Origin of the sequence: Bacteroides sp. AM07-18 (genome assembly GCF_003602695.1) — a bacterium.
Lineage (GTDB): Bacteria > Bacteroidota > Bacteroidia > Bacteroidales > Bacteroidaceae > Bacteroides > Bacteroides uniformis.
In genome coordinates this window covers 216,770-240,288 of the sequence record NZ_QTLM01000005.1, presented here as the reverse complement: position 1 = coordinate 240,288, position 23,519 = coordinate 216,770, and the positions used below count along the sequence as shown (strand labels likewise).

Here is a 23,519-nt window from a genome sequence, read left to right as displayed (position 1 = left end):
CAAAAAAAGTAGAAAACCAAGGCTCTAACCACCAAATATTCAATGATAAAATAGTAGAATCAAATGGCTTGTTTAGCCTTTACTCCAAACTGCTTTTGGAACTGCGACGGGGACATTCCTGTCACTTTTTTAAATTGGGATATAAAATTAGACAAGTTAGGGAATCCGACTTCCCCACTGATAGTAGAAATCTTCATTTTGTTTTCCAGTAATAGTTTTTTCGAATAACCGATACGCATTTCGTTCAGATATTCTACAAAGGTTTTCTTGGTCCTCTCCTTGAAATAACGGCAAAAAGCTGTCGGGGTCAATCCAACCAAAGTCGAAACTTCTTCCAACCTAATGGAAGTCGCAAAGTTCTTGACGAGAAACTTGTATACCTTATTAAATCTCTCAAAATCTTCTGAATTTACAGAATTCGTAAATCCCACTGAGGCCAGTAACTCATACTCAGTCGATGTGGCCATCAGCTCAAGAAGTGTTAAAAGATTCGTTACCTTCCGAACCCCCACATCACTCACCGAACTCCTTATAAACCGAGTTATCTCTAATTTCGAATTTCCGGTAAACTTCAGTCCACGCCGTGCTCTCTCTATCAAATCACGAATATTATTCATTTCTGGTAATCTGATAAAATTCGGATCAAATATCTCACGTTTAAAAAACAGACAGATACACGTAGCACGCAAACCAGACTCCTTATCAAAATAAGCATCATCATTACGCCATTCATGAGGGAGATTAGGGCCAATCATACATACATCCCCCTCCTCATACTGTTCTATGCAATCCCCGACAAAACGAGTTCCTATACCTCTAGTTATATACATTATCTCTATGGCCGGATGATAATGCCAAGGTACAATGAAGTGCGGCAAGTCTTCTATATAATAATGTATATGACTGTCTATTGGGAATGGCAGATCTTGGTAAAGTGGTTTCATAGTCATCTAAGTCAATAATTACCGTTAATTATAAAAGCGAATATAGATAATTATTTTATTAAAGCGAGCTATCGTATGTTAAAACTCATAGTAACATCAAAATATAAATATCAATCTTATACCCAAACAAACAAATGATATCTTTTGTATCTTTGTCCCCGCATTTTCACAACCACATAAAATTATAATGAAAACAATAGTAAATGTTCCCTCCCGACAGAACACCATGCGCGAACTGCGGGATTATCTGATGATTGCCCTGGGTATGGTCTTATATGGTATCGGCTGGACAGTCTTCCTGCTTCCCAACGATATTACTACCGGTGGCGTACCGGGCATTGCATCCATCGTATATTTTGCCACTGGATTTCCCGTCCAATATACGTACTTCGCCATCAACTTTATACTTCTATTGCTTGCCCTACGTGTGTTGGGATGGAAGTTCAGCGTAAAGACAATCTTTGCCGTATTCACCCTGACCTTTTTCCTTTCCATTATCCAGAAACTGACCGAGGGTGTTGTCCTCCTGCACGACCAGCCTTTCATGGCTTGTGCCATCGGTGCCTCCTTCTGCGGTAGCGGCATCGGCATCGCCTTTTCCAACAACGGCAGTACTGGCGGCACGGACATCATTGCCGCCGTAATCAACAAATACCGTGACATCACGCTGGGCAGAGTCATGTTGATATGTGACCTTATCATCATCTCGTCCAGTTACTTTGTTCTAAAAGATTGGGAAAAAGTGGTGTATGGCTACGTTACTCTATACATATGCAGCTTCGTGCTCGACCAAGTGGTGAACAGTGCCCGCCAGTCCGTACAATTCTTTATTATCAGCGATAAATATGAGGAGATAGCCAAGCACATCCAGGTATATCCCCACAGAGGTGCAACGGTCATCAACGCCTCGGGCTTCTATACGGGAAAAGAGATAAAAATGCTGTTCGTGCTGGCCAAGAAGCGGGAGTCCACCATCATTTTCCGGCTCATAAAAGACATAGACCCCAATGCCTTTGTATCACAAAGTGCAGTCATCGGAGTCTATGGAGAGGGATTCGACAGAATCAAAGTGAAGTAGAGGATTTCTCGAACTTCCCTTGATTCCAAGTATAAACAATAGGACGGCGGACAAACGGTTTCAGTTTCTCCGCCGCTTCTTTACCCATGTAATCGGTCGTGGTAAAAGTGAATGCCAACGTGGCATCCTTCGCAGAAAGGTCCGCTTTCATCAGCAGCATGTCGGCCTGGCGACGGGCATCCTGATACTCATAGACATCCACCGTATCCGCGGCCTCAGCGATAAAATCATCCAGAACGGGCAATGCCGGCAGGTAGGACGAAGCAACCAGCTCCTTCCAGTCTGTCGTATAGAACTTGACATGGCTGTCGCAAGCCGGAGCACAAACCGTAGCAACCACACAAATCACCTTCGTACTGTCGTTAGTAGGCAAGAGCTTCATCTGCCATGAACTCTGGGGCGTCATCTTCACATGTATATAGTCTGGAGAAAGTTCCGTCATTTCCGATTTACCACCAAAGCTGTTGGTCACCTCAGCTTTCATCTTACTTTCCAGAAAGTCTATAAAATCCGCACGGTTCACGGCGCTAAGCAACGGACATATAGAATCCGGCATATTCTTAAAACACGTCTTGGCTTCCTGGGCCTGCAAATACCCCCATCCGATGAAAGCCAAAATCAAAAAAGCACTCAGTTTTCTTATCATAACATTTTAATCATTTCTTCAAGGAAACGGGCATCTGTTTCATCAAAACTACCCAAATCGTCACTGTCAATATCCAATACTCCCCACACTTCACCGTCCTCACGCTTCAGCGGAACCACGATCTCCGAACGCGACAGCGAGCTGCAGGCTATATGTCCGGGAAATGCATCCACATCGGGCACAACCAACGTCTCGGCTCTATCCCATGCCGTGCCGCAAACACCACGGCCTTTCCTGATGCGCGTACAAGCTATCGGCCCCTGGAAAGGCCCTAATACCAATTCTTCACCTTTCACCAAATAAAAGCCTACCCAAAAGAAATGGAAAGTCTCTTTCAGCGCTGCCGAAACATTCGCCAGATTGGCTATCAAGTCATCTTCACCTGCCAGCAGATTTTTCAGTTGAGGAAGCAAAGCGCGATATTTCTCTGTCTTACTACCAGCATTTATATATAGGTCTTCTGCCATATATCTCTTGTTTATTTACTCCCCAAATATAGGAAGAACATTCCAATCAACACCAAAATGAGGTCGACAGCCTTGCTTTTTAAATTCTTTTCACGGAAGAAAAGCGCACCGAAAAGGAAGGAAACTACAACGCTACCACGACGCACCATCGAAACGATGGAAATCATGGAGTCCTCATAGCTCAGGGCATAAAAATAGACAAAGTCTGCCGCACAAAGGAAAATGGAGATACAGATAATGGTCCAGTCCCAACGAAACGGGGTACTTTCTTTTCGCTTGGGGTACCACAACAGCAGGATAATGGGGCACATGATAAAGACTTGGTAGACATTATACCACGACTGCACCAGCATCGGGTTGAGCTGCTTCATCAGATATTTGTCATACAGCCCGCTGACAGCTCCGGCAACGGCAGCCAGCACGATGAAAAGAATCCATTTGTTATGCTTGAAGTCGATTCCCTCTTTCTTGCCCGAACGGCTCAGCATGAAGAAGGACACTATGGCAAGCAGCACGCCAATCCATTGATAAAGGTTCAAGCGTTCGCCAAACACAACCATGGCACCTACAAGCACCATTACGGGACGCGTCGCATTAATCGGTCCCACGATGGTCAGCGGCAGATGCTTCATCCCGAAATAACCGAATATCCAGGAAGAAAGCACGATAAACGACTTGACAATAATGAACTTATGTACCTCCCACCCCACCACGGGAACATCAAACATCGTACCTCCCAACACCGACGGCGCAAAGGCAGATACCAGAATGAAAGGAAGAAATATAAGGCTTGAGAACAGCGTGTTCAGGAAAAGCACCGGCAGTACGGCATTGTCACGAAGCGACTTCTTCTTGAAGACATCGTAAAATCCCAATAAGGCAGCAGAGAGGAAAGCAAGTAATAACCACATAGAGTCAATTAAAAATTAAGAATTAAAAATTAAAGGGAGGGGGCTACGTTTTTGTAGTACATCCCTCTTTTATTCTAAAAAAGTAGTTTCCGGATAGGCTACGTCCACCAGAAACAATGCATTTCCGGGAACGGAAGTTCCTGCCTGGCAACGGTCCTTCTGTTCGACGACGCGTCGGAAACCTTCAACAGAAAGTTTTCCGCGACCCACTTCGAGCAGAGTGCCGACAATGGCACGTACCATGTTCCGCAGGAACCGGTCGGCCTGGATGGTGAATACCCAAGTCACATCGTCTACCCGGGTCCAGGCGGCATGCATAATCTTGCAATTATTGGTTTTGACATCCGTATGGAGTTTGCTGAAGCTGGTAAAGTCCTTATAGTCAAACAAGGTTTGGGCAGCCTCATTCATCCGCTCAAAGTCCGGCGTTTGGAACAGACGGCAGCGATATTGGCGGTTGAAAGGAGACTTGGCGGTAGTGACATAATACTTATACATACGCGCCGTAGCATCAAAGCGAGCATGTGCATCGGACTTCACGGCCCGCAAGCGGTATACGGAAATATCGGGAGGAAGCAGACGATTCAGCTTATCCGTCATAAAAACAGTGTCCAGAGGAGAATCACTGTCAAAGTGAGCTACCATCAGTGAGGCATGCACCCCGGCATCGGTACGCCCCGCTCCCACGACTTCCACCTCACGACGCAGCAAGGTACTCAGCGCCTTCATCAAACACTCCTGCACACTCACTCCATTCGGCTGGATTTGCCAGCCGTGATAAGCGGTGCCATCATAAGCCAGGTATATAAAATATCGTTGCACGGTCTTTTTTGTGTGCAAAGATAGTGCAAACTTAAGAAGGTTTGAATTATCTTTGCAAGGTTTTCACCACAGATTACACAGATTAACGCAGATTTTTCACAGACATAGTACATTTATAAGATGAGATATTCTTCCAGAATCCTACCTATACTGATAATTGTCGCAGCTGCCGCAACATTCACCTTTGCCGGCTGCAAGAAGAAAGACATGTCGCTCAAGTTGAACGAACCGCGCAACATTCGGGGCGTTGTCAGCTACAAACGCTCGTTCGGAGACTTGAATGAGAAACATCTCAATGTAGCCCAAGCCATCGGCATACGTGTGCTTTCCTCCCGCGAGGAAGCAGAAAAGATGAAGGAGCAACTGCAACCTATCACGACGAACGAACTCTATGCCGTGGATTCACTGACGCATTCCATCCCTTATCTCATTCCGGGCGCCGCCAGCCTACTGGACACCATCGGACACAACTTCCTTGATTCACTGACCGCCAAAGGACTGAATCCAAACAAGATAATTGTGACTTCCGTACTTCGCACCCAAGACGACGTAAAACGCCTGCGCCGCCGTAACGGCAATGCTTCTCCAAACTCGGCACATTTTTACGGAACGACATTCGATGTCAGTTGGAAGCGCTTTCAGAAAATAGAAGACGAGGATGGACGTCCTTTGCAGGATGTCAGCGCAGATACCTTAAAACTGGTTCTTTCGGAAGTGCTCCGTGACCTGCGGAAAGCCGATAAATGCTACATCAAGTACGAGTTGAAGCAAGGATGCTTCCACATTACGACAAGAGAGAAATAAGCGGAAAAGAATTAGCGTTAATAGTATTTTTCAATCCCGCCAAACCCTATTATTATTTTGTTCTCTTTCGTTTTACAGATAAAGTTATTTAATCGCCTTTCAAATTCTTCCGGTCGTTTCCTCGCCGCTTCAATGTATGCGATTCGGATACGTTTATAGGGGTCAGAGAAACTCTGATAATTCTTCCATATTCTTTCATCCTCTTTCAATCTGTCGATTATATCATTTGGAAAAACAAAAGGAACCGACAAGACAGTTCGTATTTTATCCTCAAATTCAAGATGTATCATTTTATGCTCCAGCAACCATTTCAACCTTTCTTTGTTGGCTTGCGAATAGGTACTTTTAGGATTCCTGGGCGTGAAACGCTGAATTTTATGTTCTTTGTCAAGTGACTTTATCGTGCTGTCAATCCACCCGAAACAAAGGGCCTCTTCAACAGCGTCATTATATACAATACTTTTCTCGCTTGAAGATTTAGTAGGAAACACAAACCAGACTCCATCGGCAGTATCGAAATTGTCAGCCAGCCACTTCCGCCAATCTTTTCTGTTTTCAAAATATCTTATTTCTGTTGACATGACAAGCCATCCAAATTACACTTCTCTCCTTATTCTTCCAGCATCTTCCACGCTAGCGGCAGGCAGGCAACTATATCCCCCACCGTCATCCCCACTGCCCCCTGCTTCTTGCAGGCAACATCTCCCGCCAGTCCGTGCACATACGTGGCCAGGCAGGCAGCCTTCTCCGGCTCATAGCCTTGGGCAAGCAAGGCAAGCACCACTCCCGTCAGCACATCACCGCTGCCTCCCGTTGCCATACCCGGATTGCCGGTAGGGTTGAAAAAACATTTCCCGGCAGGAGTGACAATGGCAGAATAAGCACCTTTCAAGATGACATGCACTCCGGCGCTCTTCGCCAGCTCGCGAGCCTTCATCAGGCGTTCGTACGAATTCTGGCATTTGCCTACAAGACGCTCCAGTTCCTTGGGGTGCGGAGTCAGAATACTCCCTTTGGGCAGACGCCCTATATAGTTACGCTTCTCGCCCAGCAAGTTCAGGGCATCAGCATCCACCACCATCGGAGTCTGGCATATCTCTATCTGCTCCAGCAGAGCCGCCTCGGTCTCTGCCGCCTTTCCCAGTCCCGGACCTATCGCCACGGCCTGGTAATCGTCCGTATCAGTAGCGGCGGCAAAGCAGGTGTCGCTGATGTCCAGCTCCGTCATGGCTTCGGGCACGGAAGTCTGCACAATGAAGTTGTTGCAGAACGGCACATGTACCGTCAGCAGCCCCACACCTGAACGCAGACACGCACGCGCAGCCAGCACCGAGGCCCCCGCCATCCCCTGCGAACCGGCTATCAGCAGTGCGCGGCCGAAGTTCCCCTTATGGGCAAACCGGCTGCGCGGCTTCAGCAGGGCAGACACGTCTTCATGCTCCAGCAAGCGGAAGTCCGTTTCCATGTCATGGATGGCATCCTCGCTGAGCCCGATGTCCAGCAACTGCCATTCGCCCACATACGGCTCGTTCTCGGCAAAGAGAAATGCCAGTTTCGGCAGTTGCAGGCTCAGCGTCAGATGGGCACGGACGATATTCGTATGTACGTTGTAGGTGTTGTCCTCACCCATCAGTCCCGACGGGATGTCGATGGACACCACCGTGGCGGGCGAGGCGTTGATGTACTTCACTACGGCTGCAAAACCGCCGCTCAGAGCCTTGTTCAGACCGCTGCCGAAGAGGCCGTCTATCACCACATGGTCCGCCGTCAGCACAGGAGGCACAAACTGAGTGGTCACTTCGTGGAAGTCCACGCCCGGCACGTCGGCCAGCCGCTCCTTGTTCGTCTCGCAGTCCGGCGAAAGCGTCCCTTTCGTATTGAAGAGATACACCTCGAGCCGGTAGCCCTTCCCGGCCAGCAGTCGCGCCAGGGCAAGCGCATCGCCACCGTTGTTCCCCGGTCCGGCAAAAACGGTGAGCGGCGTGTCCGGCTCCCAACGCTCGGCAATGGCACGGGCCAATGCGTGTGAGGCACGTTCCATCAGGTCGATGGAGGCAATCGGTTCATTCTTTATGGTATCTGCATCCAGTTGCTTGATGCTTGTAGTAGGAAATATCTTCATAATAGGATTATCTTAAAATCGTAGAGCAAAGATAGGGCTTTGATTTCAACTGTACAAAGAGAAGACGTTTTTTATCAAGTTGCTTTGTCACCGGGGAAAAAATATCTGCTCCGTAAGGAAAAGTTGTCTTCAATGCAAAGGATTCTTAGAACAAAGCCTTTATTCTTAGAAACAAAAGCTCTATTTCTACAAACAAAAGCTTTATTTACAGAAACACAAGTTCTGTTTTAAGTTTGCGTAGGCTTACGGATAAGTTTGCACAAGCTTGTCGGCAAGTTCCCGCAGGCTTGTCGGCAAGTTTCTAATTATACCCATTAACTTACGCAAAATAATGACTAATTTTGTACCCTCAACATATAATAAAAGCCAAAACAATAAAAGCATATTCAATGAGTACATCCCGACACCCGAAAGGTCTTTACCTTATCTTCGCCACCAGCACGGCAGAGCGTTTCAGCTACTACGGCATGCGTGCCATCTTCATTCTGTTCCTCACCCAGGCACTCCTTTTCGACAAGGAGCACGCCGCCTCCATCTACGGCAGCTACACCGGACTGGTGTACCTGACACCCTTAATCGGCGGCTACATCGCCGACAAATACTGGGGCATCCGCCGTTCCGTCTTCTGGGGGGCCATGATGATGGCAGTCGGCCAGTGCCTGATGTTTGCCAGTGCCTCGATGCTGGAGGCGCGTGAGCTTTCGCATTGGCTGATGTACGGCGGACTGACTTTCCTTATATTGGGCAACGGCTGCTTCAAGCCCACCGTCTCCTCCCTGGTGGGGCAGCTCTACGAGCCGGGTGACAAACGGCTGGATTCTGCCTACACCATCTTCTATATGGGTGTCAACGTGGGTTCCTTCCTCGCCCCGCTGGTCTGCGGCTACTTTGGCGAGACGGGCAATCCTCACGACTTCCGATGGGGCTTCCTCATCGCAGCCATCGTCACCGTGCTGACGGTCGTCCTCTTCGAAACCCAGAAGAACAAGTACCTCATCGGCCCCGACGGCAAGCCCCTCGGCATTATCCCCGACGCCCGCAAGGAGCGGCCCCAGGCAGACAACACCGCCCGGAAGAGTGCCCACGCCAACGGACGGCCCATGCGCAACTACCTGCTGCTCGCCCTGCTCGCCATCGCGCTTGCCGGTTTCTTCTACTGGTGTTTCGGGAGCGATTGGATAAGCATCGGCATCTTCACCGCCTGCATCGTGTTTCCCGTCAGCATCCTGCTGGAAGGCTCGCTCACCAAGACGGAGCGCGACCGCATCTTCGTCATCTACATCATCGCCTTCTTCGTCATTTTCTTCTGGGCGGCCTACGAGCAGGCAGGCGCCTCGCTCACACTTTTCGCCTCCGAGCAGACCGACCGCGTCATCCTGGGGTGGGAAATGCCCGCCTCCTGGATTCAGTCCTTCAACCCCTTCTTTGTGGTGATACTTGCCGCCATCATGCCGGGCGTATGGGGCGCCCTGGGCAAACGGGGCATGGAGCCCGCCTCGCCCACCAAGCAAGCCATCGGCTTGCTACTGCTTTCACTGGGCTATCTCGTCATCTGCTTTGGGGTGAAAGATGTTCAGCCGGGCATCAAGGTGAGTCTCATCTGGCTGACGGGGCTCTACTTCATCCATACCATGGGCGAAATCTGCCTCTCGCCCATCGGGCTCTCCATGGTGAACAAGCTCACGCCCATCCGCTTCGCCTCGCTGATGATGGGGATATGGTACCTCTCCACCGCCACTGCCAATAAGTTTGCAGGCACGCTGAGCGGGCTCTACCCCGAAGCCGGAAAGGTAAAGACGCTACTGGGCTATCGCATTGAGACGATGTACGATTTCTTCATGGTGTTCGTCGTCATGTCTGCCACGGCATCGCTTATCCTCTTCCTGCTTTCAAAGAAATTACAGAAGATGATGCATGGAGTGGAATAAAAATCGTATTTTTGCGGCAACTTTCTAAAAACATCCCATCTATGGATACCATACAAATAAAAGACAAGATGTTCACAGTCTCCATCAAGGAGCAGGACATACTGAAAGAAGTAACCCGTGTAGCGAACGAAATCAACCGCGACCTGGCAGGAAAGAATCCTCTATTCCTCAGCGTACTGAACGGTTCGTTCATGTTTACCGCCGATTTGCTGAAACGAATCACGATTCCCTGCGAAATTTCGTTTGTCAAATTGGCATCTTATCAAGGAGTATCCTCTACCGGGGTAATTAAGGAAGTAATAGGCATCAATGAAGACCTCACAGACCGTACAGTGGTCATTGTAGAGGACATAGTAGATACGGGACTCACCATGCAACGCTTACTGGACACCCTCGGCACTCGCGGTCCCAGGGAGATTCATATTGCCTCCCTACTGGTGAAACCTGATAAGCTGAAAGTTGATTTAAACATAGAATATGTGGCCATGAATATTCCGAACGACTTCATCGTGGGCTACGGGTTGGATTATGACGGCTTCGGGCGCAACTATCCCGACATTTATACTGTAGTAGACTGATACAGACATAATATAGTAAATCATTAAATAATAACTAAGCAAATGTTGAACATTGTAATTTTTGGTGCTCCCGGTTCAGGTAAGGGAACACAAAGTGAAAAGATTGTAGAAAAGTATGGCATCAACCACATCTCTACCGGAGACGTGCTCCGTGCTGAAATGAAAAACGGTACAGAACTGGGCAAGACTGCTAAAGGTTATATCGACCAGGGCCAGTTGATTCCCGATGAGTTGATGATTGATATTCTGGCAAGCGTATTCGACAGCTTCAAGGATAGCAAAGGCGTGATTTTCGACGGCTTCCCCAGAACAATCGCCCAGGCTGAAGCATTAAAGAAGATGCTCGCCGAACGCGGACAGGAAGTCAGCGTGATGCTCGACCTCGACGTGCCCGAAGAAGAACTGATGAAGCGCCTCATCAAGCGCGGACAAGAATCAGGACGTGCAGACGACAATGAAGAGACAATCAAGAAGCGTCTAGTGGTTTACCACTCACAGACAGCTCCGCTGATTGACTGGTACAAGCAGGACGGCAAATACCAACACATCCAGGGCTTCGGCGTATTGGAAGAAATCTTTGCCGATGTTTGCAAGGCTATTGACGCAGTGAAATAACAATAAAACAGAATATGGCTGAATCGAATTTTGTTGACTACGTAAAAATATATTGCCGCTCCGGAAAGGGCGGACGAGGTTCTACGCATATGCGGCGTGAGAAATACATACCCAACGGAGGCCCCGACGGAGGTGACGGAGGACGAGGAGGCCATGTCATCTTGCGGGGTAACCGCAACTACTGGACGCTACTCCATCTGAAGTACGATCGCCACATCCTGGCAGGTCACGGAGAATCCGGTTCCAAAAACCGCAGTTTCGGAAAAGACGGAGCGGACAAGGTGATTGAAGTGCCCTGCGGCACAGTGGTGTACAACGCCGAAACGGGTGAATATATCTGCGACGTCACTGAGCACGAACAAGAAGTCATCTTGCTGAAAGGCGGACGCGGAGGTCTGGGCAACTGGCACTTCAAAACCGCCACACGCCAGGCTCCCCGCTTTGCACAACCGGGCGAACCGATGCAGGAGTTGACGGTAATCATGGAACTGAAGCTGCTGGCAGACGTCGGTCTGGTAGGTTTCCCCAATGCAGGAAAATCCACTTTACTGGCATCCGTTTCTGCGGCGAAGCCCAAAATCGCCAATTATCCGTTTACAACGCTGGAACCCAATCTGGGCATCGTGTCCTATCGCGACAGCAAATCGTTTGTGATGGCGGACATTCCCGGCATCATCGAAGGAGCCAGTGCCGGCAAAGGCTTAGGATTGCGTTTCCTGCGCCACATCGAGCGCAACTCATTGTTGCTGTTCATGGTGCCTGCCGACAGTGACGACATCCGTAAGGAATACGAAATCCTGTTGAACGAGCTTCGCACTTTCAACCCCGAAATGCTGGACAAACAGAGAGTGCTTGCCGTCACCAAATGCGACATGCTCGACCAGGAACTGATGGACGAGATAGAGCCGACACTGCCCGAAGGGATTCCGCATATATTCATCTCTGCTGTCTCCGGCATGGGCATCTCTACGCTGAAAGACATCCTTTGGGAAGAGCTGAACAAGGAAAGTAATAAGATAGAAGGCAAAGTGGACAGCATTGCCCATCGCGCCAAAGACCTCAGCCACCTGCAGGAAGAATTGAAAGAAGAGGGTGAGGACGAGGACCTCAGCTATGAATACGTCAACGACGACGAGGACATAGAGGACCTCGAGGACTTTGAATACGAAGAAGATTGGGAGGAAGATAAAAAATGATTCCTCTTACAGAAGATAGGAAAATGTTGGGATATGAGCTGCTTGCCTCATATCCCGGCATTTCTTGTTTTGTAACCACCCGCCACGGTGGATGCAGCCAAGGTAACTATGCCTCCCTCAACTGTACACCTTACACGGGAGACGAAGCCGAAGCTGTACGCCGCAACCAGGAAATAGTATGTTCTTCCCTGCCCCAACGCCCCCAAGAACTGGTCATCCCGTTTCAGACCCACGGGACAAAGGCACTTGTCATTGACGGAACTTATCTGCATGCAACAGCAGAAGAACGCCACTCCATGTTGCAGGGCATTGATGCACTGATAACCCGTGAACCGGGCTGCTGCATCTGCATCTCTACGGCAGACTGCATTCCCATCCTGCTCTACGACCGGAAGAATGCCGTGATAGCCGCTGTTCATGCCGGATGGCGCGGCACTGTGAATTACATCCTCGGCCACACACTCGACAAGATGCGTGCCCGCTATGGCACAGAGGGCAAAGAAGTGATAGCCTGCATCGGCCCCGGCATCTCCCTTTCCGCCTTCGAGGTAGGCGACGAAGTCTATGAAGCATTCCGCAAGAACGGTTTCCAGATGGATTACATCTCCGAATGGAAACCCGCCACCCACAAATACCATATCGACCTATGGGCTGCCAACCGACTGCAACTACTGGACTTCGGAGTACCTTCCGCACAAGTGGAGACAGCCAATATATGTACTTTTACCCAATATGAAGAGTTTTTCTCGGCACGCCGGATGGGTATCAAATCCGGAAGGATATTGTCGGGAATCATGTTAACCCATTCAAACGGATTGCATTAATGTATCATATCACACTTTCTAAAGAAATCAAGCAGAATTGCCCCGAATTCCGCGGTGCAGCCGTATTTGCCGAAGTGACAAATACCCCATATTGCGAAGGGTTGTGGCAGGAAATCGCAACTTTCACCCAAGAGCTAAGAGCCTGTGAAACCACGGACAGCATCAAGTACCAACCCGTCATTGCCGCCACCCGCGAAGCCTACAAACGTTGCGGCAAGGACCCCAGCCGCTACCGTCCCTCGGCCGAAGCACTGAGACGGCGACTGCTGCGCGGATTGGAACTCTATCAGATAGATACGTTGGTAGACCTTATCAACCTTGTCTCCCTATGTACGGGCCACTCTATCGGCGGATTTGATGCCGACGAGATACAAGGGACCGACCTTGAGCTGGGCATAGGACGTGCCGAGGAATTGTTCGAGGGTATAGGCCGCGGCATGCTGAACATAGAAGGGCTGCCCGTCTACCGCGACCGTATAGGCGGTATCGGTACCCCGACCAGCGACCACGAACGCACCAAGATGAAACTTGAAACCCGCCATATCCTTGCCATTGTCAACGGCTACAACGGGCAGGAAGGTCTGAAAGAAGCAGCCGAAATGATATTGGAACTGTTGGAGAAATATGCTTCCTCTACCAGTGGGACTATACAATATTTTGAATAAATGAGAATCCGTATTCTTGTCCCTCTCCTGCTCATAGCCCTTGGTGCCACGGCACAAGGGAAGAAAACGGTCTTTTCCACCATGGAAACCAACCATATCCGCGTTGCCACTCCGGGACTGTTTTCGCAAAGAGAACTGATAGAGCTACCTTTGGAGGACATTCCGGACACGGAATACTCCTTTCCCCTGCCTGGAGGAAAAGTCATCTCCCCTTACGGACGGGGGCGGGGACGCCACAGTGGCATAGACATCAAGACCTACGCCAAAGACACCATACGGAGTGCCTTCAACGGCGTAGTACGGATGTCCAAGCCTTATAGCGCCTACGGCAATGTCGTCGTCGTACGCCATGACTTCGGACTGGAAACGATATACAGCCACAACTTCAAAAACCTTGTACATTGTGGCGACACAGTCAAAGCCGGACAGCCCATCGCACTGACCGGACGCACCGGACGCGCCTCTACTGAGCATCTGCACTTCGAGACACGCGTCAACGGGCAACACTTCGACCCCAATATTATCTTCAACATGAAGGAACAGACGCTGAACCGACAACGTATCGGATGCTCAAAAAAAGGAAACGGCATCGTCGTGCAACAATTACCGACAATCTACCCGAAGCCACTGCAAAAAAAATACCCAATGGAACTGTTTAAGTATCCAAACGTTTCACTACATTTGCAGAACGTTTCACTAAAAGAACGAATTGAACTTTAAAACATATCAATGATAGAAAAACTGATTGTTCTTGAAGATATTGACCCGGTAATATTTTATGGCGTAAACAACGCCAACATGCAGCTGATAAAGGCCTTGTATCCCAAGCTTCGCATCGTTGCCCGCGGCAATGTCATCAAAGTATTGGGTGATGAGGAGGAAATGTGTGCATTCGAGGAGAACATCACCAAGCTGGAGAAATACTGTGCCGAATACAACTCTTTGAAAGAAGAGGTCATTATAGACATCATCAAAGGCAATGCCCCGCAAGCGGAAAAATCGGGCAATGTCATTGTATTCAGCGTAACCGGAAAGCCGATTATCCCGCGCAGCGAGAACCAGCTGAAGCTGGTAGAGGCATTTGCCAAGAATGACATGCTGTTTGCCATCGGTCCCGCCGGTTCAGGAAAGACCTATACAGCCATCGCGCTTGCCGTGCGGGCACTAAAGAATAAGGAGATAAAGAAAATCATCCTCAGCCGCCCTGCCGTAGAAGCCGGAGAAAAGCTCGGTTTCCTGCCCGGCGACATGAAGGACAAGATAGACCCGTATCTGCAACCACTCTATGACGCCCTGCAGGACATGATACCTGCCGCCAAGCTGAAAGAGTATATGGAGCTGAACATCATCCAGATTGCCCCCCTCGCCTTTATGCGCGGACGCACACTGAACGATGCCGTCGTCATTCTGGATGAAGCGCAGAACACCACCACCCAGCAAATCAAAATGTTCCTCACCCGCATGGGAATGAACACCAAGATGATTGTCACGGGAGACATGACGCAGATTGACTTGCCTTCCTCCCAGACTTCCGGTCTGGTGCAGGCACTGAAGATTCTGAAAGGCGTAAAAGGCATCAGTTTCGTGGAGCTGAACAAGAAAGACATCGTACGCCATAAGTTGGTAACTCAGATTGTGGAGGCCTACGAGAAGTTCGACAAGGAAGCGAAAGCGGAGCGTGAACGACGCAAAGCCGAACAAGCCGATAGTAAGATTGAACAGAAACAGTAAATTCTCAAAATCGTAAATATTACAAAGATGAAAGCATTAACAGCAACTGAATTTAACTTTCCCGGACAGAAAAGCGTGTACCACGGAAAAGTTCGTGATGTGTACAACATCAATGGTGAAAAGTTGGTCATGGTAGCTACCGACCGCATCTCAGCCTTTGACGTAGTATTGCCGAAAGGTATTCCCTTCAAAGGACAAATGTTGAACCAGATTGCAGCAAAATTCCTGGATGCCACAACCGACATCTGCCCCAACTGGAAAATGGCTACACCCGATCCGATGGTGACGGTAGGTGTGATGTGTGAAGGATTCCCCGTAGAAATGATTGTACGCGGTTACCTCTGTGGCAGCGCATGGCGTGCCTACAAGAGCGGTGTACGTGAAATCTGCGGCGTGAAGTTGCCCGAAGGGATGAAGGAAAACCAGAAATTCCCTGAACCCATCATCACCCCGACCACTAAAGCCGAGATTGGCGAACACGATGCCGACATCTCCAAAGAAGAAATCCTGGCACAAGGTCTTGCCACACCCGAAGAATATGCCGTATTGGAGCAATACACCATGGCCCTCTTCAAACGCGGTACCGAGATTGCAGCGGAACGCGGATTGATTCTGGTAGACACCAAATACGAATTCGGCAAGCACGACGGCAAGATTTACCTGATGGACGAAATCCATACGCCCGACTCCAGCCGCTACTTCTACTCCGAAGGCTACGAAGAACGTTTTGCCAACGGCGAACCGCAAAAGCAACTCTCCAAGGAGTTTGTACGCGAATGGCTGATGGACAACGGTTTCCAAGGCAAGGAAGGACAGCAGGTACCGGAAATGACCGACGAAATCGTTACTTCAATCAGCGAACGTTACATCGAACTGTACGAACACATCACCGGCGAGAAGTTCGTAAAAGAAGATACCGGCAACATCGCCGAACGCATTGAAAAGAATGTAACCGAATATTTAAAGTAAATGGACTATCCCCAAGAACACATCAAGCCCTACGGTAATGACGGCAAGAAGAGCGAACAAGTGGAAGAAATGTTCGACAACATCGCTCCTGCCTACGACAAGCTGAATCACACCCTATCCATGGGCATCGACCGCAGCTGGCGTAGGAAAGCAATCAAGTACCTACGTCCTTTCCGCCCCCGGCGTATTATGGACGTAGCTACCGGCACGGGCGATTTCGCCATCCTTGCATGCCGCGAATTGCAACCCGATAGCCTGATTGGCACCGACATCTCGGAAGGCATGATGAACGTGGGACGTGAAAAAGTAAAGCAGGCGCACCTCTCGGACAAGATTTCATTTGTCCGGGAGGACTGCACCTCCCTCTCGTTTGCCGACGAAAGCTTCGACGCCGTGACCGTAGCGTTCGGCATCCGCAACTTCGAAGGGCTGGACAAGGGACTGTCCGAGATGTGCCGCGTACTAAAGACCGGCGGACATCTCGTCATACTGGAGCTCTCCACACCAGACCGCTTCCCGATGAAACAGTTGTTCACCATCTACTCCAAAGTTGTCATCCCCCTGCTCGGTAAATGTATTTCGAAAGACAACAGCGCCTACACCTATCTACCGGAAAGTATTCGCGCCTTCCCGCAGGGAGAAGTGATGCAGGAGGTAATCCGCAAGGCAGGCTTCAGCGAAGTGCACTTCAAGCGGCTGACTTTCGGGATATGTACACTTTATGTGGCAACTAAATAAAAAGAAGAAACTTATATAAAAAAGAGACCTTATGAAAGCTACACACACCCTCTATTTATTATTTATTTCCCTCCTTTGCGTTGCCGGTTTCACAGCTTGCGATGATTCGGGAAGTGATGATATGATATGGGATTTTGCTCCTATCGAACTGCATATCGCAGTACAAGATGCTCAAGGTAATGATTTGTTGAATCCTGAAACTCCCGGCAACATTGCCAAGCAAGGGATCAAGGCAATCTATAATGGAAAAATATATGAAAAGGACGTTCCAATAAGCCAAACCAAAGCTTACCTTGCACACTTCAACGGTCTGCAAACAATGAAATTTGAAACTGGCAAATACTTTCTCACTTTTGGAGAATTCAATGGCGACGATACATTCGATAACGAAAAAGTGATAATAGACTGGAACGATGGTACTCAAGACGTCATCACCTTCTCTAGCAAACTGATCTGGAAATCAAAAAATAAACCCGTATTCGACAGAAAGTTCTGTTTGAACGGAAAAGATAACGGATTGCAATTCGGAGGTTTTGTTATCATCAAAGAACCGGTAATCACCTCCTCAACTACTTCCGACCAATAATGTACTCCATAAACAAACGAATATAGTTCAATCAATAACTAAAATATTATGCAGAAATACGGTTTAATAGGTTACCCGTTGAAACATTCCTTTTCTATCGGATATTTCAATGAGAAATTCAAGGCAGAAAATATTGATGCAGAATATGTAAATTTCGAAATTCCACGTATCGAGGATTTCATGGAAGTTATCGAGGAAAATCCCAACCTCTGTGGACTGAATGTGACTATCCCTTACAAGGAGCAAGTCATCCCCTACCTGGACGAACTGGACAAAGACACAGCCAAGATAGGCGCCGTCAATGTCATTAAGATTATCCGCCTTTCCAAAGGCAAAGTGAAACTGGTTGGCTACAACTCCGACATCATAGGATTTACACAATCCATAGAACCACTTTTGCAACCACAACACAAGAAAGCCCTGATTTTGGGTACCGGCGGTGCATCGAAAGCCGTATATCGCGGGCTGGAGAACCTGGGTATAAAAAGTACCTTCGTATCACGCGCCAAGAAAGAGGATAAATACCTCACATACGAAGAACTGACACCGGAAATCATGCAAGAGTACACAGTGATTGTCAACTGTACCCCAGTAGGCATGTATCCCAAAGTGGATTTCTGTCCCAATATTCCTTACGAACTACTGACTCCCAACCATTTGCTCTATGATTTGTTATATAATCCAAACGAAACCCTTTTCATGAAGAAAGGCCAGGCACAAGGAGCCGTCACTAAGAACGGTCTGGAAATGTTACTGCTGCAAGCCTTTGCTGCATGGGAAATTTGGAATAAATAATGAAGAAAACCATAAAATATTCGATTCTCGGTCTGGCTGCCCTCTGCACCGTAGTACTGTGCGGAGGGTACTATATGCTGGGGCATGCTCTGAAACCCGAAGGCCTTATCACACGCAGTCGCAACATTGCCGAATCCTACAACTTCATGTTCGAGCAATATCCCGAACTGCAACCGTGGGTAGACAGTTTGGTGACCGTAGGAGCATTGAAGGACTTCTACATTGAGAACGACCATGGAGAGACGCTACACGCACTCTACGTTGCCGCCACCCACCCCACCCCAAAAACAGCAGTCATCGTACACGGATATACAGATAATGCCGTGCGCATGCTGATGATAGGCTATCTGTACAACAAGGAGATGGACTTCAACATCTTGCTGCCCGACCTCTACGGGCACGGGATGAGCGAGGGAAACCATGCACAGATGGGCTGGAAAGACCGGCTTGACGTACTGCAATGGACCGAAACCGCCGACGAACTCTTCGGGCGCCGCCATACAGACAGCGTAGCATCCCGCAGCACAGAGATGGTAGTGCACGGTATCTCCATGGGAGCCGCCACCACCATGATGGTATCCGGCGAAGTGGAGCATGGTCAATACCAACAGCCTTTCATCAAGTGTTTCGTAGAAGACTGCGGCTACACAAGCGTATGGGACGAGTTTCGCGGAGAACTGAAAGCACAGTTCAACCTGCCCGCCTTCCCTCTTCTGCATACAGCAAACTGGCTCTGCCGGCAAGAGTACGGATGGGACTTCCTGGAAGCCTCTGCTTTGGAGCAAGTAAAGAAATGTACTTTGCCGATGCTCTTCATCCACGGCGATGCCGACACCTTTGTGCCGACGTGGATGGTCTATCCCCTCTACGAAGCCAAGCCCGAACCCAAAGAATTATGGATTGTGCCCGGTGCCACGCATGCTATGTCTTACAAGGATTATCCGCAGGAATACACCGAACATGTAAAGAAATTCGTAGGAAAATACATACATTGATGTGATTTTACCTATCTTCGCCGCAACAAATATTGGTAGTATGAGACGATTTATTTCCATAACATTCTTCTTATGCCTGCTCTTATCCTTGCAGGCACAAGAAGTCTACACCACTAAGAATATTCCTAAAGTACACCTTCAGGACAAGACACGCTATGTGTGCAACCCAGCCGGAATCCTATCCACGGAGGCATGTGACAATATAGACCGTATGCTCTATGCATTGGAGCAGCAAACTGGCATTGAAACGGTAGTTGCCGTTGTCCCGTCCATCGGACAAGAAGACTGTTTTGATTTCTCACACCAGCTGCTCAATGAATGGGGAGTAGGGAAAAAAGAAAAAAACAACGGTTTGGTCATTCTGCTGGTAACCGACCAACGCTGCATCCAGTTTTATACGGGATACGGTTTAGAAGGGGACCTTCCTGATGCCATCTGCAAACGTATACAGACCAAATACATGATTCCCTATCTGAAAGACGGTAATTGGGATGCTGGAATGGTAGCGGGTGTAAAGGCAGTCTGTTCACGTCTTGACGGCACTATGGTGAATGACACGGAAGAGGAGGATGACCTCTCCGTAGGAGGTATCCTACTGGGGCTTATCGGTTTCCTCGCAGTGGCATCTATTATAGGCATCCTTGCCCAACGCGCTGCCAACAAATGCCCCAACTGCGGACAACATAAATTGCAACGTAGCAGCAGCATACTCATCTCACGCCGCAATGGAGTGAAAACGGAAGATGTGACCTACACCTGCCGCAATTGCGGACATAAAGTAGTGCGCCGCCAGCAGTCATACGATGAAAATTACCGGGGAGGAGGCGGAGGTGGTCCGGTCATCTTCGGTGGTGGAGGTCTCTTCGGCGGAAGTGGCGGAGGAGGCTTCAGCGGTGGTAGCTTCGGAGGCGGTATGGGAGGTGGCGGTGGAGCCGGTTCCCGGTTCTAACGCCGAGGATGTGTCATCTGTGTGCCATCAACCGTTTTGACACACCTTCGAGGATACTGGAAGAAAATAAAACGTTTACATAGAATATAATTAAATGATTAATAACTGCCTTCCCCTCCTCCCCTCTCTCTATCGGAGAGGAATCGGAGGTGAGGCCTAAAAATGAAAAGTATGAAGAAATCAACCATTATCATTATCGTTGTTATAGCTCTTCTCGCCATTTGGGGTGTAACCGGCTATAACGGACTCGTAACCATGGACGAAAATGTCAGCGGACAATGGTCGAACGTAGAAACCCAATACCAACGCCGTGCCGACCTGATTCCGAACTTGGTGAATACCGTGAAAGGATATGCCACGCACGAGAAGGAAACACTGGAAGGTGTAGTAGAAGCCCGCAGCAAAGCCACTCAAATCAAAGTGGATGCGGCAGACCTTACTCCGGAAAAGCTGGCTGAATATCAGAAAGCACAAGGTGCGGTGACTTCCGCCCTCGGTAAATTGCTTGCCATCACAGAAAACTATCCGGACTTGAAAGCAAATCAGAATTTCCTGGAACTGCAGGCACAGCTGGAAGGTACGGAAAACCGTATCAACGTAGCACGTACCAACTTCAACAATGCAGCCAAGAACTTCAATACAGCCATTCGCCGTTTCCCCAAGAATATCCTTGCCGGTCTCTTCGGTTTTGAGAAACGAGCTTATTTCGAAGCGGCAGAAGGAGCGGAACAAGCTCCCCAGGTACAATTCTGATAAATACACAACTCTATAGCGAGGCACAAAGGCGAGAAACTTTGTGCCTCGCTTTGTGTTGTAGAAGATTAGATGTATCTTTGCACATTCAATTGAACAAACCTATTATCTCATGAGTAATCAACGATACATGATGCGAGGCGTCAGCGCATCAAAGGAAGATGTGCACAACGCCATCAAGAATATCGACAAAGGTATTTTCCCGCAGGCTTTCTGCAAAATTATCCCCGACATTTTGGGCGGTGACCCGGAGTATTGCAACATTATGCATGCCGATGGAGCAGGCACCAAGTCCAGTCTTGCCTATATGTACTGGAAGGAAACCGGCGACCTGGGTGTGTGGAAAGGCATTGCACAAGATGCACTGATTATGAACATCGACGACCTGCTTTGTGTGGGTGCGGTAGACAACATTCTGGTATCCTCTACCATCGGACGTAATAAACTGCTCATCCCCGGCGAAGTAATCTCAGCCATCATCAACGGTACGGATGAACTGCTTGCCGAACTCCGCGAAATGGGAGTAGGCGTTTATGCCACCGGTGGCGAAACAGCCGATGTGGGCGACCTTGTACGTACCATTATCGTAGACTCGACAGTGACCTGCCGCATGAAGCGCTCAGATGTTATAGACAATGCCAATATCCGTCCGGGCGATGTGATTGTAGGTCTGGCATCTTACGGAAAGGCTACTTATGAGAAAGAATACAATGGCGGTATGGGCAGTAACGGACTGACCAGCGCACGCCACGATGTATTCTCCAAATACCTGGCAGAGAAATACCCTGAAAGCTATGACAAGGCTGTACCCGAAGAACTGGTATACAGTGGCAAGCTAAAACTGACAGACAGTGTCGAAGACAGTCCGCTGGATGCAGGAAAGCTGGTACTTTCCCCCACCCGCACCTACGCACCGGTAGTTAAGAAACTGCTCGATGCGCTCCGTCCCCAAATCCACGGTATGGTACACTGCTCGGGCGGCGCACAAACCAAGGTACTGCACTTTGTGGGAGACAACTGCCGTGTCATCAAAGACAATCTCTTCCCCGTTCCACCGTTGTTCAAGACCATCAAGGAGCAGAGCGATACGGACTGGAGCGAAATGTACAAGGTGTTCAATATGGGGCATCGCCTGGAAGTGTACCTCTCTCCCGAACATGCAGAAGAGGTGATTGCTATTTCGAAGAGTTTCAACATCGATGCACAGATTGTAGGCCGCGTGGAAGAAAGCGACAAGAAAGAACTGATTATCAAGAGCGAATTCGGAGAGTTCAAGTATTAAATATATGGCAGACAACAATACCATACTCGAAAAGCTGGAAGGGCTTGTCGCCCGCTTCGAAGAAGTGTCGACCTTGATTACAGACCCGGCAGTGATTGCGGACCAGAAGCGTTACGTCAAGCTCACCAAAGAATATAAAGAACTGGGCGACCTGATGAATGCCCGCAAAGAGTACATGCAAGTACTGGGCGGCATAGAAGAAGCCAAAGAAATTATCGCCAACGAAACAGACCAGGAGATGCGGGAAATGGCACGCGAAGAGCTGGATGCCTGCCAAGCCCGCCAACCGGAACTGGAAGAGCAGATAAAGCTGCTGCTCGTCCCCGCCGACCCGCAGGATGGCCGTAATGCCATCCTCGAAATTCGTGGCGGCACGGGTGGTGACGAAGCGGCAATCTTTGCCGGCGACCTCTTCCGCATGTACACCAAGTACTGCGAATCCAAGGGATGGAGAATGGAGATATCCAGTGCCAACGAAGGTGCAGCCGGCGGTTTCAAGGAAATTGTCTGCTCCGTGACGGGCGACAATGTATACGGCACACTGAAATATGAATCGGGCGTGCACCGCGTGCAGCGCGTACCGGCCACAGAAACGCAAGGACGGGTACACACCTCAGCTGCCAGCGTAGCCGTGCTTCCCGAAGCCGAAGAGTTCGACGTAGTTATCAACGAAGGTGAAATCAAGTGGGACACCTTCCGAAGCGGTGGTGCCGGCGGTCAGAACGTGAACAAGGTGGAATCCGGCGTGCGCCTGCGCTACAACTGGAAGAATCCCAACACAGGCATAGTCGAAGAAATCCTCATCGAATGTACCGAGACGCGCGACCAGCCCAAGAACAAGGAACGCGCCCTCTCGCGCTTGCGTACCTTCATCTACGACAAGGAACACCAGAAGTACATCGACGACATCGCCTCCAAGCGTAAGACGATGGTCAGTACTGGCGACCGCTCCGCCAAGATACGCACCTACAACTATCCGCAAGGACGCATCACGGACCACCGCATCAACTACACCATCTACAATCTCGCCGCCTTCATGGACGGAGACATCCAAGACTGCATCGACCACCTGATTGTGGCGGAAAATGCAGAAAGACTGAAAGAGAGCGAACTGTAAGGCA

At 49.2% G+C, this 23,519-nt stretch carries 26 protein-coding genes; 19 read left to right on the top strand and 7 right to left on the bottom strand.

Features of this window, described 5'->3' with window-relative positions; translation table 11 throughout:
• Positions 1–59 precede the first annotated feature (59 nt).
• Positions 60–944 (bottom strand): AraC family transcriptional regulator, encoded by an 885-nt coding sequence (locus tag DW096_RS09820; RefSeq protein WP_118930994.1) that lies wholly within the window; start codon positions 942–944, stop codon positions 60–62.
• Between the two features lie 187 nt (positions 945–1,131).
• On the opposite strand from DW096_RS09820, the gene DW096_RS09815 reads away from it, so the two are divergent.
• Entirely contained in the window at positions 1,132–2,022 is an 891-nt protein-coding gene (locus DW096_RS09815) for a YitT family protein (RefSeq protein WP_118930986.1), read from the top strand.
• Here the strand turns inward: DW096_RS09815 and DW096_RS09810 are convergent.
• From DW096_RS09810 to truA, 4 genes are all read right to left on the bottom strand, one after another.
• Complete coding sequence (locus DW096_RS09810; protein WP_118930985.1) at positions 2,009–2,668, bottom strand: DUF3256 family protein; 660 nt, start codon at positions 2,666–2,668, stop codon at positions 2,009–2,011. The two genes, DW096_RS09815 and DW096_RS09810, sit on opposite strands and share 14 nt — an antisense overlap.
• Positions 2,665–3,135, bottom strand: coding sequence for a GAF domain-containing protein (locus tag DW096_RS09805; RefSeq protein ID WP_118930984.1), 471 nt, complete (start codon positions 3,133–3,135; stop codon positions 2,665–2,667). The genes DW096_RS09810 and DW096_RS09805 overlap by 4 nt, the downstream gene beginning before the upstream one ends.
• Before the next feature lie 11 nt (positions 3,136–3,146).
• A complete protein-coding gene (locus DW096_RS09800) occupies positions 3,147–4,046 on the bottom strand; it encodes a DMT family transporter (RefSeq protein ID WP_087332973.1) in 900 nt (299 codons plus the stop codon).
• Positions 4,047–4,115: 69 nt separating this feature from the next.
• Positions 4,116–4,868: a tRNA pseudouridine(38-40) synthase TruA gene (gene truA / locus DW096_RS09795; protein ID WP_120028742.1), complete on the bottom strand. Its 753-nt coding sequence runs from the start codon at positions 4,866–4,868 to the stop codon at positions 4,116–4,118.
• 120 nt (positions 4,869–4,988) lie between these two features.
• Between truA and DW096_RS09790 the strand changes: the two genes are divergently transcribed.
• Positions 4,989–5,672: a DUF5715 family protein gene (locus DW096_RS09790; RefSeq protein ID WP_120028741.1), complete on the top strand. Its 684-nt coding sequence runs from the start codon at positions 4,989–4,991 to the stop codon at positions 5,670–5,672.
• 17 nt (positions 5,673–5,689) lie between these two features.
• On the opposite strand, the gene DW096_RS09785 is transcribed toward DW096_RS09790, so the two are convergent.
• Positions 5,690–6,253, bottom strand: coding sequence for a YdeI family protein (locus DW096_RS09785; RefSeq protein ID WP_005823665.1), 564 nt, complete (start codon positions 6,251–6,253; stop codon positions 5,690–5,692).
• A 29-nt stretch (positions 6,254–6,282) separates the two neighbouring features.
• The gene (locus DW096_RS09780; protein ID WP_120028740.1) at positions 6,283–7,794 is read right to left on the bottom strand and encodes an NAD(P)H-hydrate dehydratase; all 1,512 of its coding nucleotides are present in this window, start codon (positions 7,792–7,794) and stop codon (positions 6,283–6,285) included.
• A gap of 389 nt (positions 7,795–8,183) precedes the next feature.
• Here DW096_RS09780 and DW096_RS09775 point away from each other — a divergent pair, with 389 nt between their 5' ends.
• The 17 genes from DW096_RS09775 (at position 8,184) to prfA (ending at position 23,515) form a co-directional block, all read left to right on the top strand.
• Positions 8,184–9,722: a peptide MFS transporter gene (locus tag DW096_RS09775; protein ID WP_117958569.1), complete on the top strand. Its 1,539-nt coding sequence runs from the start codon at positions 8,184–8,186 to the stop codon at positions 9,720–9,722.
• A gap of 41 nt (positions 9,723–9,763) precedes the next feature.
• Entirely contained in the window at positions 9,764–10,300 is a 537-nt protein-coding gene (hpt, locus tag DW096_RS09770; RefSeq protein WP_005823670.1) for a hypoxanthine phosphoribosyltransferase, read from the top strand.
• Positions 10,301–10,342: 42 nt separating this feature from the next.
• Positions 10,343–10,915 (top strand): adenylate kinase, encoded by a 573-nt coding sequence (locus DW096_RS09765; RefSeq protein WP_005823672.1) that lies wholly within the window; start codon positions 10,343–10,345, stop codon positions 10,913–10,915.
• Between the two features lie 14 nt (positions 10,916–10,929).
• A complete protein-coding gene (obgE, locus tag DW096_RS09760) occupies positions 10,930–12,111 on the top strand; it encodes a GTPase ObgE (RefSeq protein ID WP_005823673.1) in 1,182 nt (393 codons plus the stop codon).
• Positions 12,108–12,935 (top strand): peptidoglycan editing factor PgeF, encoded by an 828-nt coding sequence (pgeF, locus tag DW096_RS09755; protein WP_009037100.1) that lies wholly within the window; start codon positions 12,108–12,110, stop codon positions 12,933–12,935. The genes obgE and pgeF overlap by 4 nt, the downstream gene beginning before the upstream one ends.
• Positions 12,935–13,600, top strand: a complete 666-nt coding sequence (locus DW096_RS09750; protein WP_118930982.1) for a B3/4 domain-containing protein — start codon at positions 12,935–12,937, stop codon at positions 13,598–13,600. Before pgeF ends, DW096_RS09750 begins: the two co-directional genes overlap by 1 nt.
• Positions 13,601–14,320: a M23 family metallopeptidase gene (locus DW096_RS09745; protein WP_005823679.1), complete on the top strand. Its 720-nt coding sequence runs from the start codon at positions 13,601–13,603 to the stop codon at positions 14,318–14,320. It begins immediately after the preceding gene.
• A 9-nt stretch (positions 14,321–14,329) separates the two neighbouring features.
• Entirely contained in the window at positions 14,330–15,331 is a 1,002-nt protein-coding gene (locus DW096_RS09740) for a PhoH family protein (protein WP_005823681.1), read from the top strand.
• Positions 15,332–15,358: 27 nt separating this feature from the next.
• Entirely contained in the window at positions 15,359–16,300 is a 942-nt protein-coding gene (locus tag DW096_RS09735; RefSeq protein ID WP_009037102.1) for a phosphoribosylaminoimidazolesuccinocarboxamide synthase, read from the top strand.
• A complete protein-coding gene (gene ubiE / locus DW096_RS09730; protein WP_118274354.1) occupies positions 16,301–17,038 on the top strand; it encodes a bifunctional demethylmenaquinone methyltransferase/2-methoxy-6-polyprenyl-1,4-benzoquinol methylase UbiE in 738 nt (245 codons plus the stop codon).
• Between the two features lie 31 nt (positions 17,039–17,069).
• Positions 17,070–17,624 carry a hypothetical protein gene (locus DW096_RS09725; RefSeq protein WP_016272588.1) on the top strand — a complete coding sequence of 185 codons (555 nt, stop codon included), beginning with the start codon at positions 17,070–17,072 and terminating at the stop codon, positions 17,622–17,624.
• Positions 17,625–17,672: 48 nt separating this feature from the next.
• Positions 17,673–18,419 (top strand): shikimate dehydrogenase, encoded by a 747-nt coding sequence (locus DW096_RS09720; RefSeq protein WP_117588964.1) that lies wholly within the window; start codon positions 17,673–17,675, stop codon positions 18,417–18,419.
• A complete protein-coding gene (locus DW096_RS09715) occupies positions 18,419–19,414 on the top strand; it encodes an alpha/beta hydrolase (protein ID WP_005823691.1) in 996 nt (331 codons plus the stop codon). The genes DW096_RS09720 and DW096_RS09715 overlap by 1 nt, the downstream gene beginning before the upstream one ends.
• Before the next feature lie 40 nt (positions 19,415–19,454).
• Entirely contained in the window at positions 19,455–20,363 is a 909-nt protein-coding gene (locus DW096_RS09710; RefSeq protein WP_005823693.1) for a YgcG family protein, read from the top strand.
• Between the two features lie 171 nt (positions 20,364–20,534).
• Positions 20,535–21,116 carry a LemA family protein gene (locus DW096_RS09705; RefSeq protein ID WP_005835359.1) on the top strand — a complete coding sequence of 194 codons (582 nt, stop codon included), beginning with the start codon at positions 20,535–20,537 and terminating at the stop codon, positions 21,114–21,116.
• Between the two features lie 112 nt (positions 21,117–21,228).
• The gene (locus DW096_RS09700) at positions 21,229–22,398 is read left to right on the top strand and encodes an AIR synthase-related protein (protein WP_005835357.1); all 1,170 of its coding nucleotides are present in this window, start codon (positions 21,229–21,231) and stop codon (positions 22,396–22,398) included.
• Between the two features lie 4 nt (positions 22,399–22,402).
• Complete coding sequence (prfA, locus tag DW096_RS09695) at positions 22,403–23,515, top strand: peptide chain release factor 1 (RefSeq protein WP_118930981.1); 1,113 nt, start codon at positions 22,403–22,405, stop codon at positions 23,513–23,515.
• The last annotated feature ends 4 nt before the right edge of the window (positions 23,516–23,519 follow it).

What these genes read in the sequence shown, in the direction of transcription:
- DW096_RS09820 (WP_118930994.1), bottom strand. Translation starts at nt 944, where the DNA reads ATGAAACCACTTTACCAAGATCTGCCATTCCCAATAGACAGTCATATA.
- DW096_RS09815 (WP_118930986.1), top strand. Translation starts at nt 1,132, where the DNA reads ATGAAAACAATAGTAAATGTTCCCTCCCGACAGAACACCATGCGCGAA.
- DW096_RS09810 (WP_118930985.1), bottom strand. Translation starts at nt 2,668, where the DNA reads ATGATAAGAAAACTGAGTGCTTTTTTGATTTTGGCTTTCATCGGATGG.
- DW096_RS09805 (WP_118930984.1), bottom strand. Translation starts at nt 3,135, where the DNA reads ATGGCAGAAGACCTATATATAAATGCTGGTAGTAAGACAGAGAAATAT.
- DW096_RS09800 (WP_087332973.1), bottom strand. Translation starts at nt 4,046, where the DNA reads ATGTGGTTATTACTTGCTTTCCTCTCTGCTGCCTTATTGGGATTTTAC.
- DW096_RS09790 (WP_120028741.1), top strand. Translation starts at nt 4,989, where the DNA reads ATGAGATATTCTTCCAGAATCCTACCTATACTGATAATTGTCGCAGCT.
- DW096_RS09785 (WP_005823665.1), bottom strand. Translation starts at nt 6,253, where the DNA reads ATGTCAACAGAAATAAGATATTTTGAAAACAGAAAAGATTGGCGGAAG.
- DW096_RS09780 (WP_120028740.1), bottom strand. Translation starts at nt 7,794, where the DNA reads ATGAAGATATTTCCTACTACAAGCATCAAGCAACTGGATGCAGATACC.
- DW096_RS09775 (WP_117958569.1), top strand. Translation starts at nt 8,184, where the DNA reads ATGAGTACATCCCGACACCCGAAAGGTCTTTACCTTATCTTCGCCACC.
- hpt (WP_005823670.1), top strand. Translation starts at nt 9,764, where the DNA reads ATGGATACCATACAAATAAAAGACAAGATGTTCACAGTCTCCATCAAG.
- DW096_RS09765 (WP_005823672.1), top strand. Translation starts at nt 10,343, where the DNA reads ATGTTGAACATTGTAATTTTTGGTGCTCCCGGTTCAGGTAAGGGAACA.
- obgE (WP_005823673.1), top strand. Translation starts at nt 10,930, where the DNA reads ATGGCTGAATCGAATTTTGTTGACTACGTAAAAATATATTGCCGCTCC.
- pgeF (WP_009037100.1), top strand. Translation starts at nt 12,108, where the DNA reads ATGATTCCTCTTACAGAAGATAGGAAAATGTTGGGATATGAGCTGCTT.
- DW096_RS09750 (WP_118930982.1), top strand. Translation starts at nt 12,935, where the DNA reads ATGTATCATATCACACTTTCTAAAGAAATCAAGCAGAATTGCCCCGAA.
- DW096_RS09745 (WP_005823679.1), top strand. Translation starts at nt 13,601, where the DNA reads ATGAGAATCCGTATTCTTGTCCCTCTCCTGCTCATAGCCCTTGGTGCC.
- DW096_RS09740 (WP_005823681.1), top strand. Translation starts at nt 14,330, where the DNA reads ATGATAGAAAAACTGATTGTTCTTGAAGATATTGACCCGGTAATATTT.
- DW096_RS09735 (WP_009037102.1), top strand. Translation starts at nt 15,359, where the DNA reads ATGAAAGCATTAACAGCAACTGAATTTAACTTTCCCGGACAGAAAAGC.
- ubiE (WP_118274354.1), top strand. Translation starts at nt 16,301, where the DNA reads ATGGACTATCCCCAAGAACACATCAAGCCCTACGGTAATGACGGCAAG.
- DW096_RS09725 (WP_016272588.1), top strand. Translation starts at nt 17,070, where the DNA reads ATGAAAGCTACACACACCCTCTATTTATTATTTATTTCCCTCCTTTGC.
- DW096_RS09720 (WP_117588964.1), top strand. Translation starts at nt 17,673, where the DNA reads ATGCAGAAATACGGTTTAATAGGTTACCCGTTGAAACATTCCTTTTCT.
- DW096_RS09715 (WP_005823691.1), top strand. Translation starts at nt 18,419, where the DNA reads ATGAAGAAAACCATAAAATATTCGATTCTCGGTCTGGCTGCCCTCTGC.
- DW096_RS09710 (WP_005823693.1), top strand. Translation starts at nt 19,455, where the DNA reads ATGAGACGATTTATTTCCATAACATTCTTCTTATGCCTGCTCTTATCC.
- DW096_RS09705 (WP_005835359.1), top strand. Translation starts at nt 20,535, where the DNA reads ATGAAGAAATCAACCATTATCATTATCGTTGTTATAGCTCTTCTCGCC.
- DW096_RS09700 (WP_005835357.1), top strand. Translation starts at nt 21,229, where the DNA reads ATGAGTAATCAACGATACATGATGCGAGGCGTCAGCGCATCAAAGGAA.
- prfA (WP_118930981.1), top strand. Translation starts at nt 22,403, where the DNA reads ATGGCAGACAACAATACCATACTCGAAAAGCTGGAAGGGCTTGTCGCC.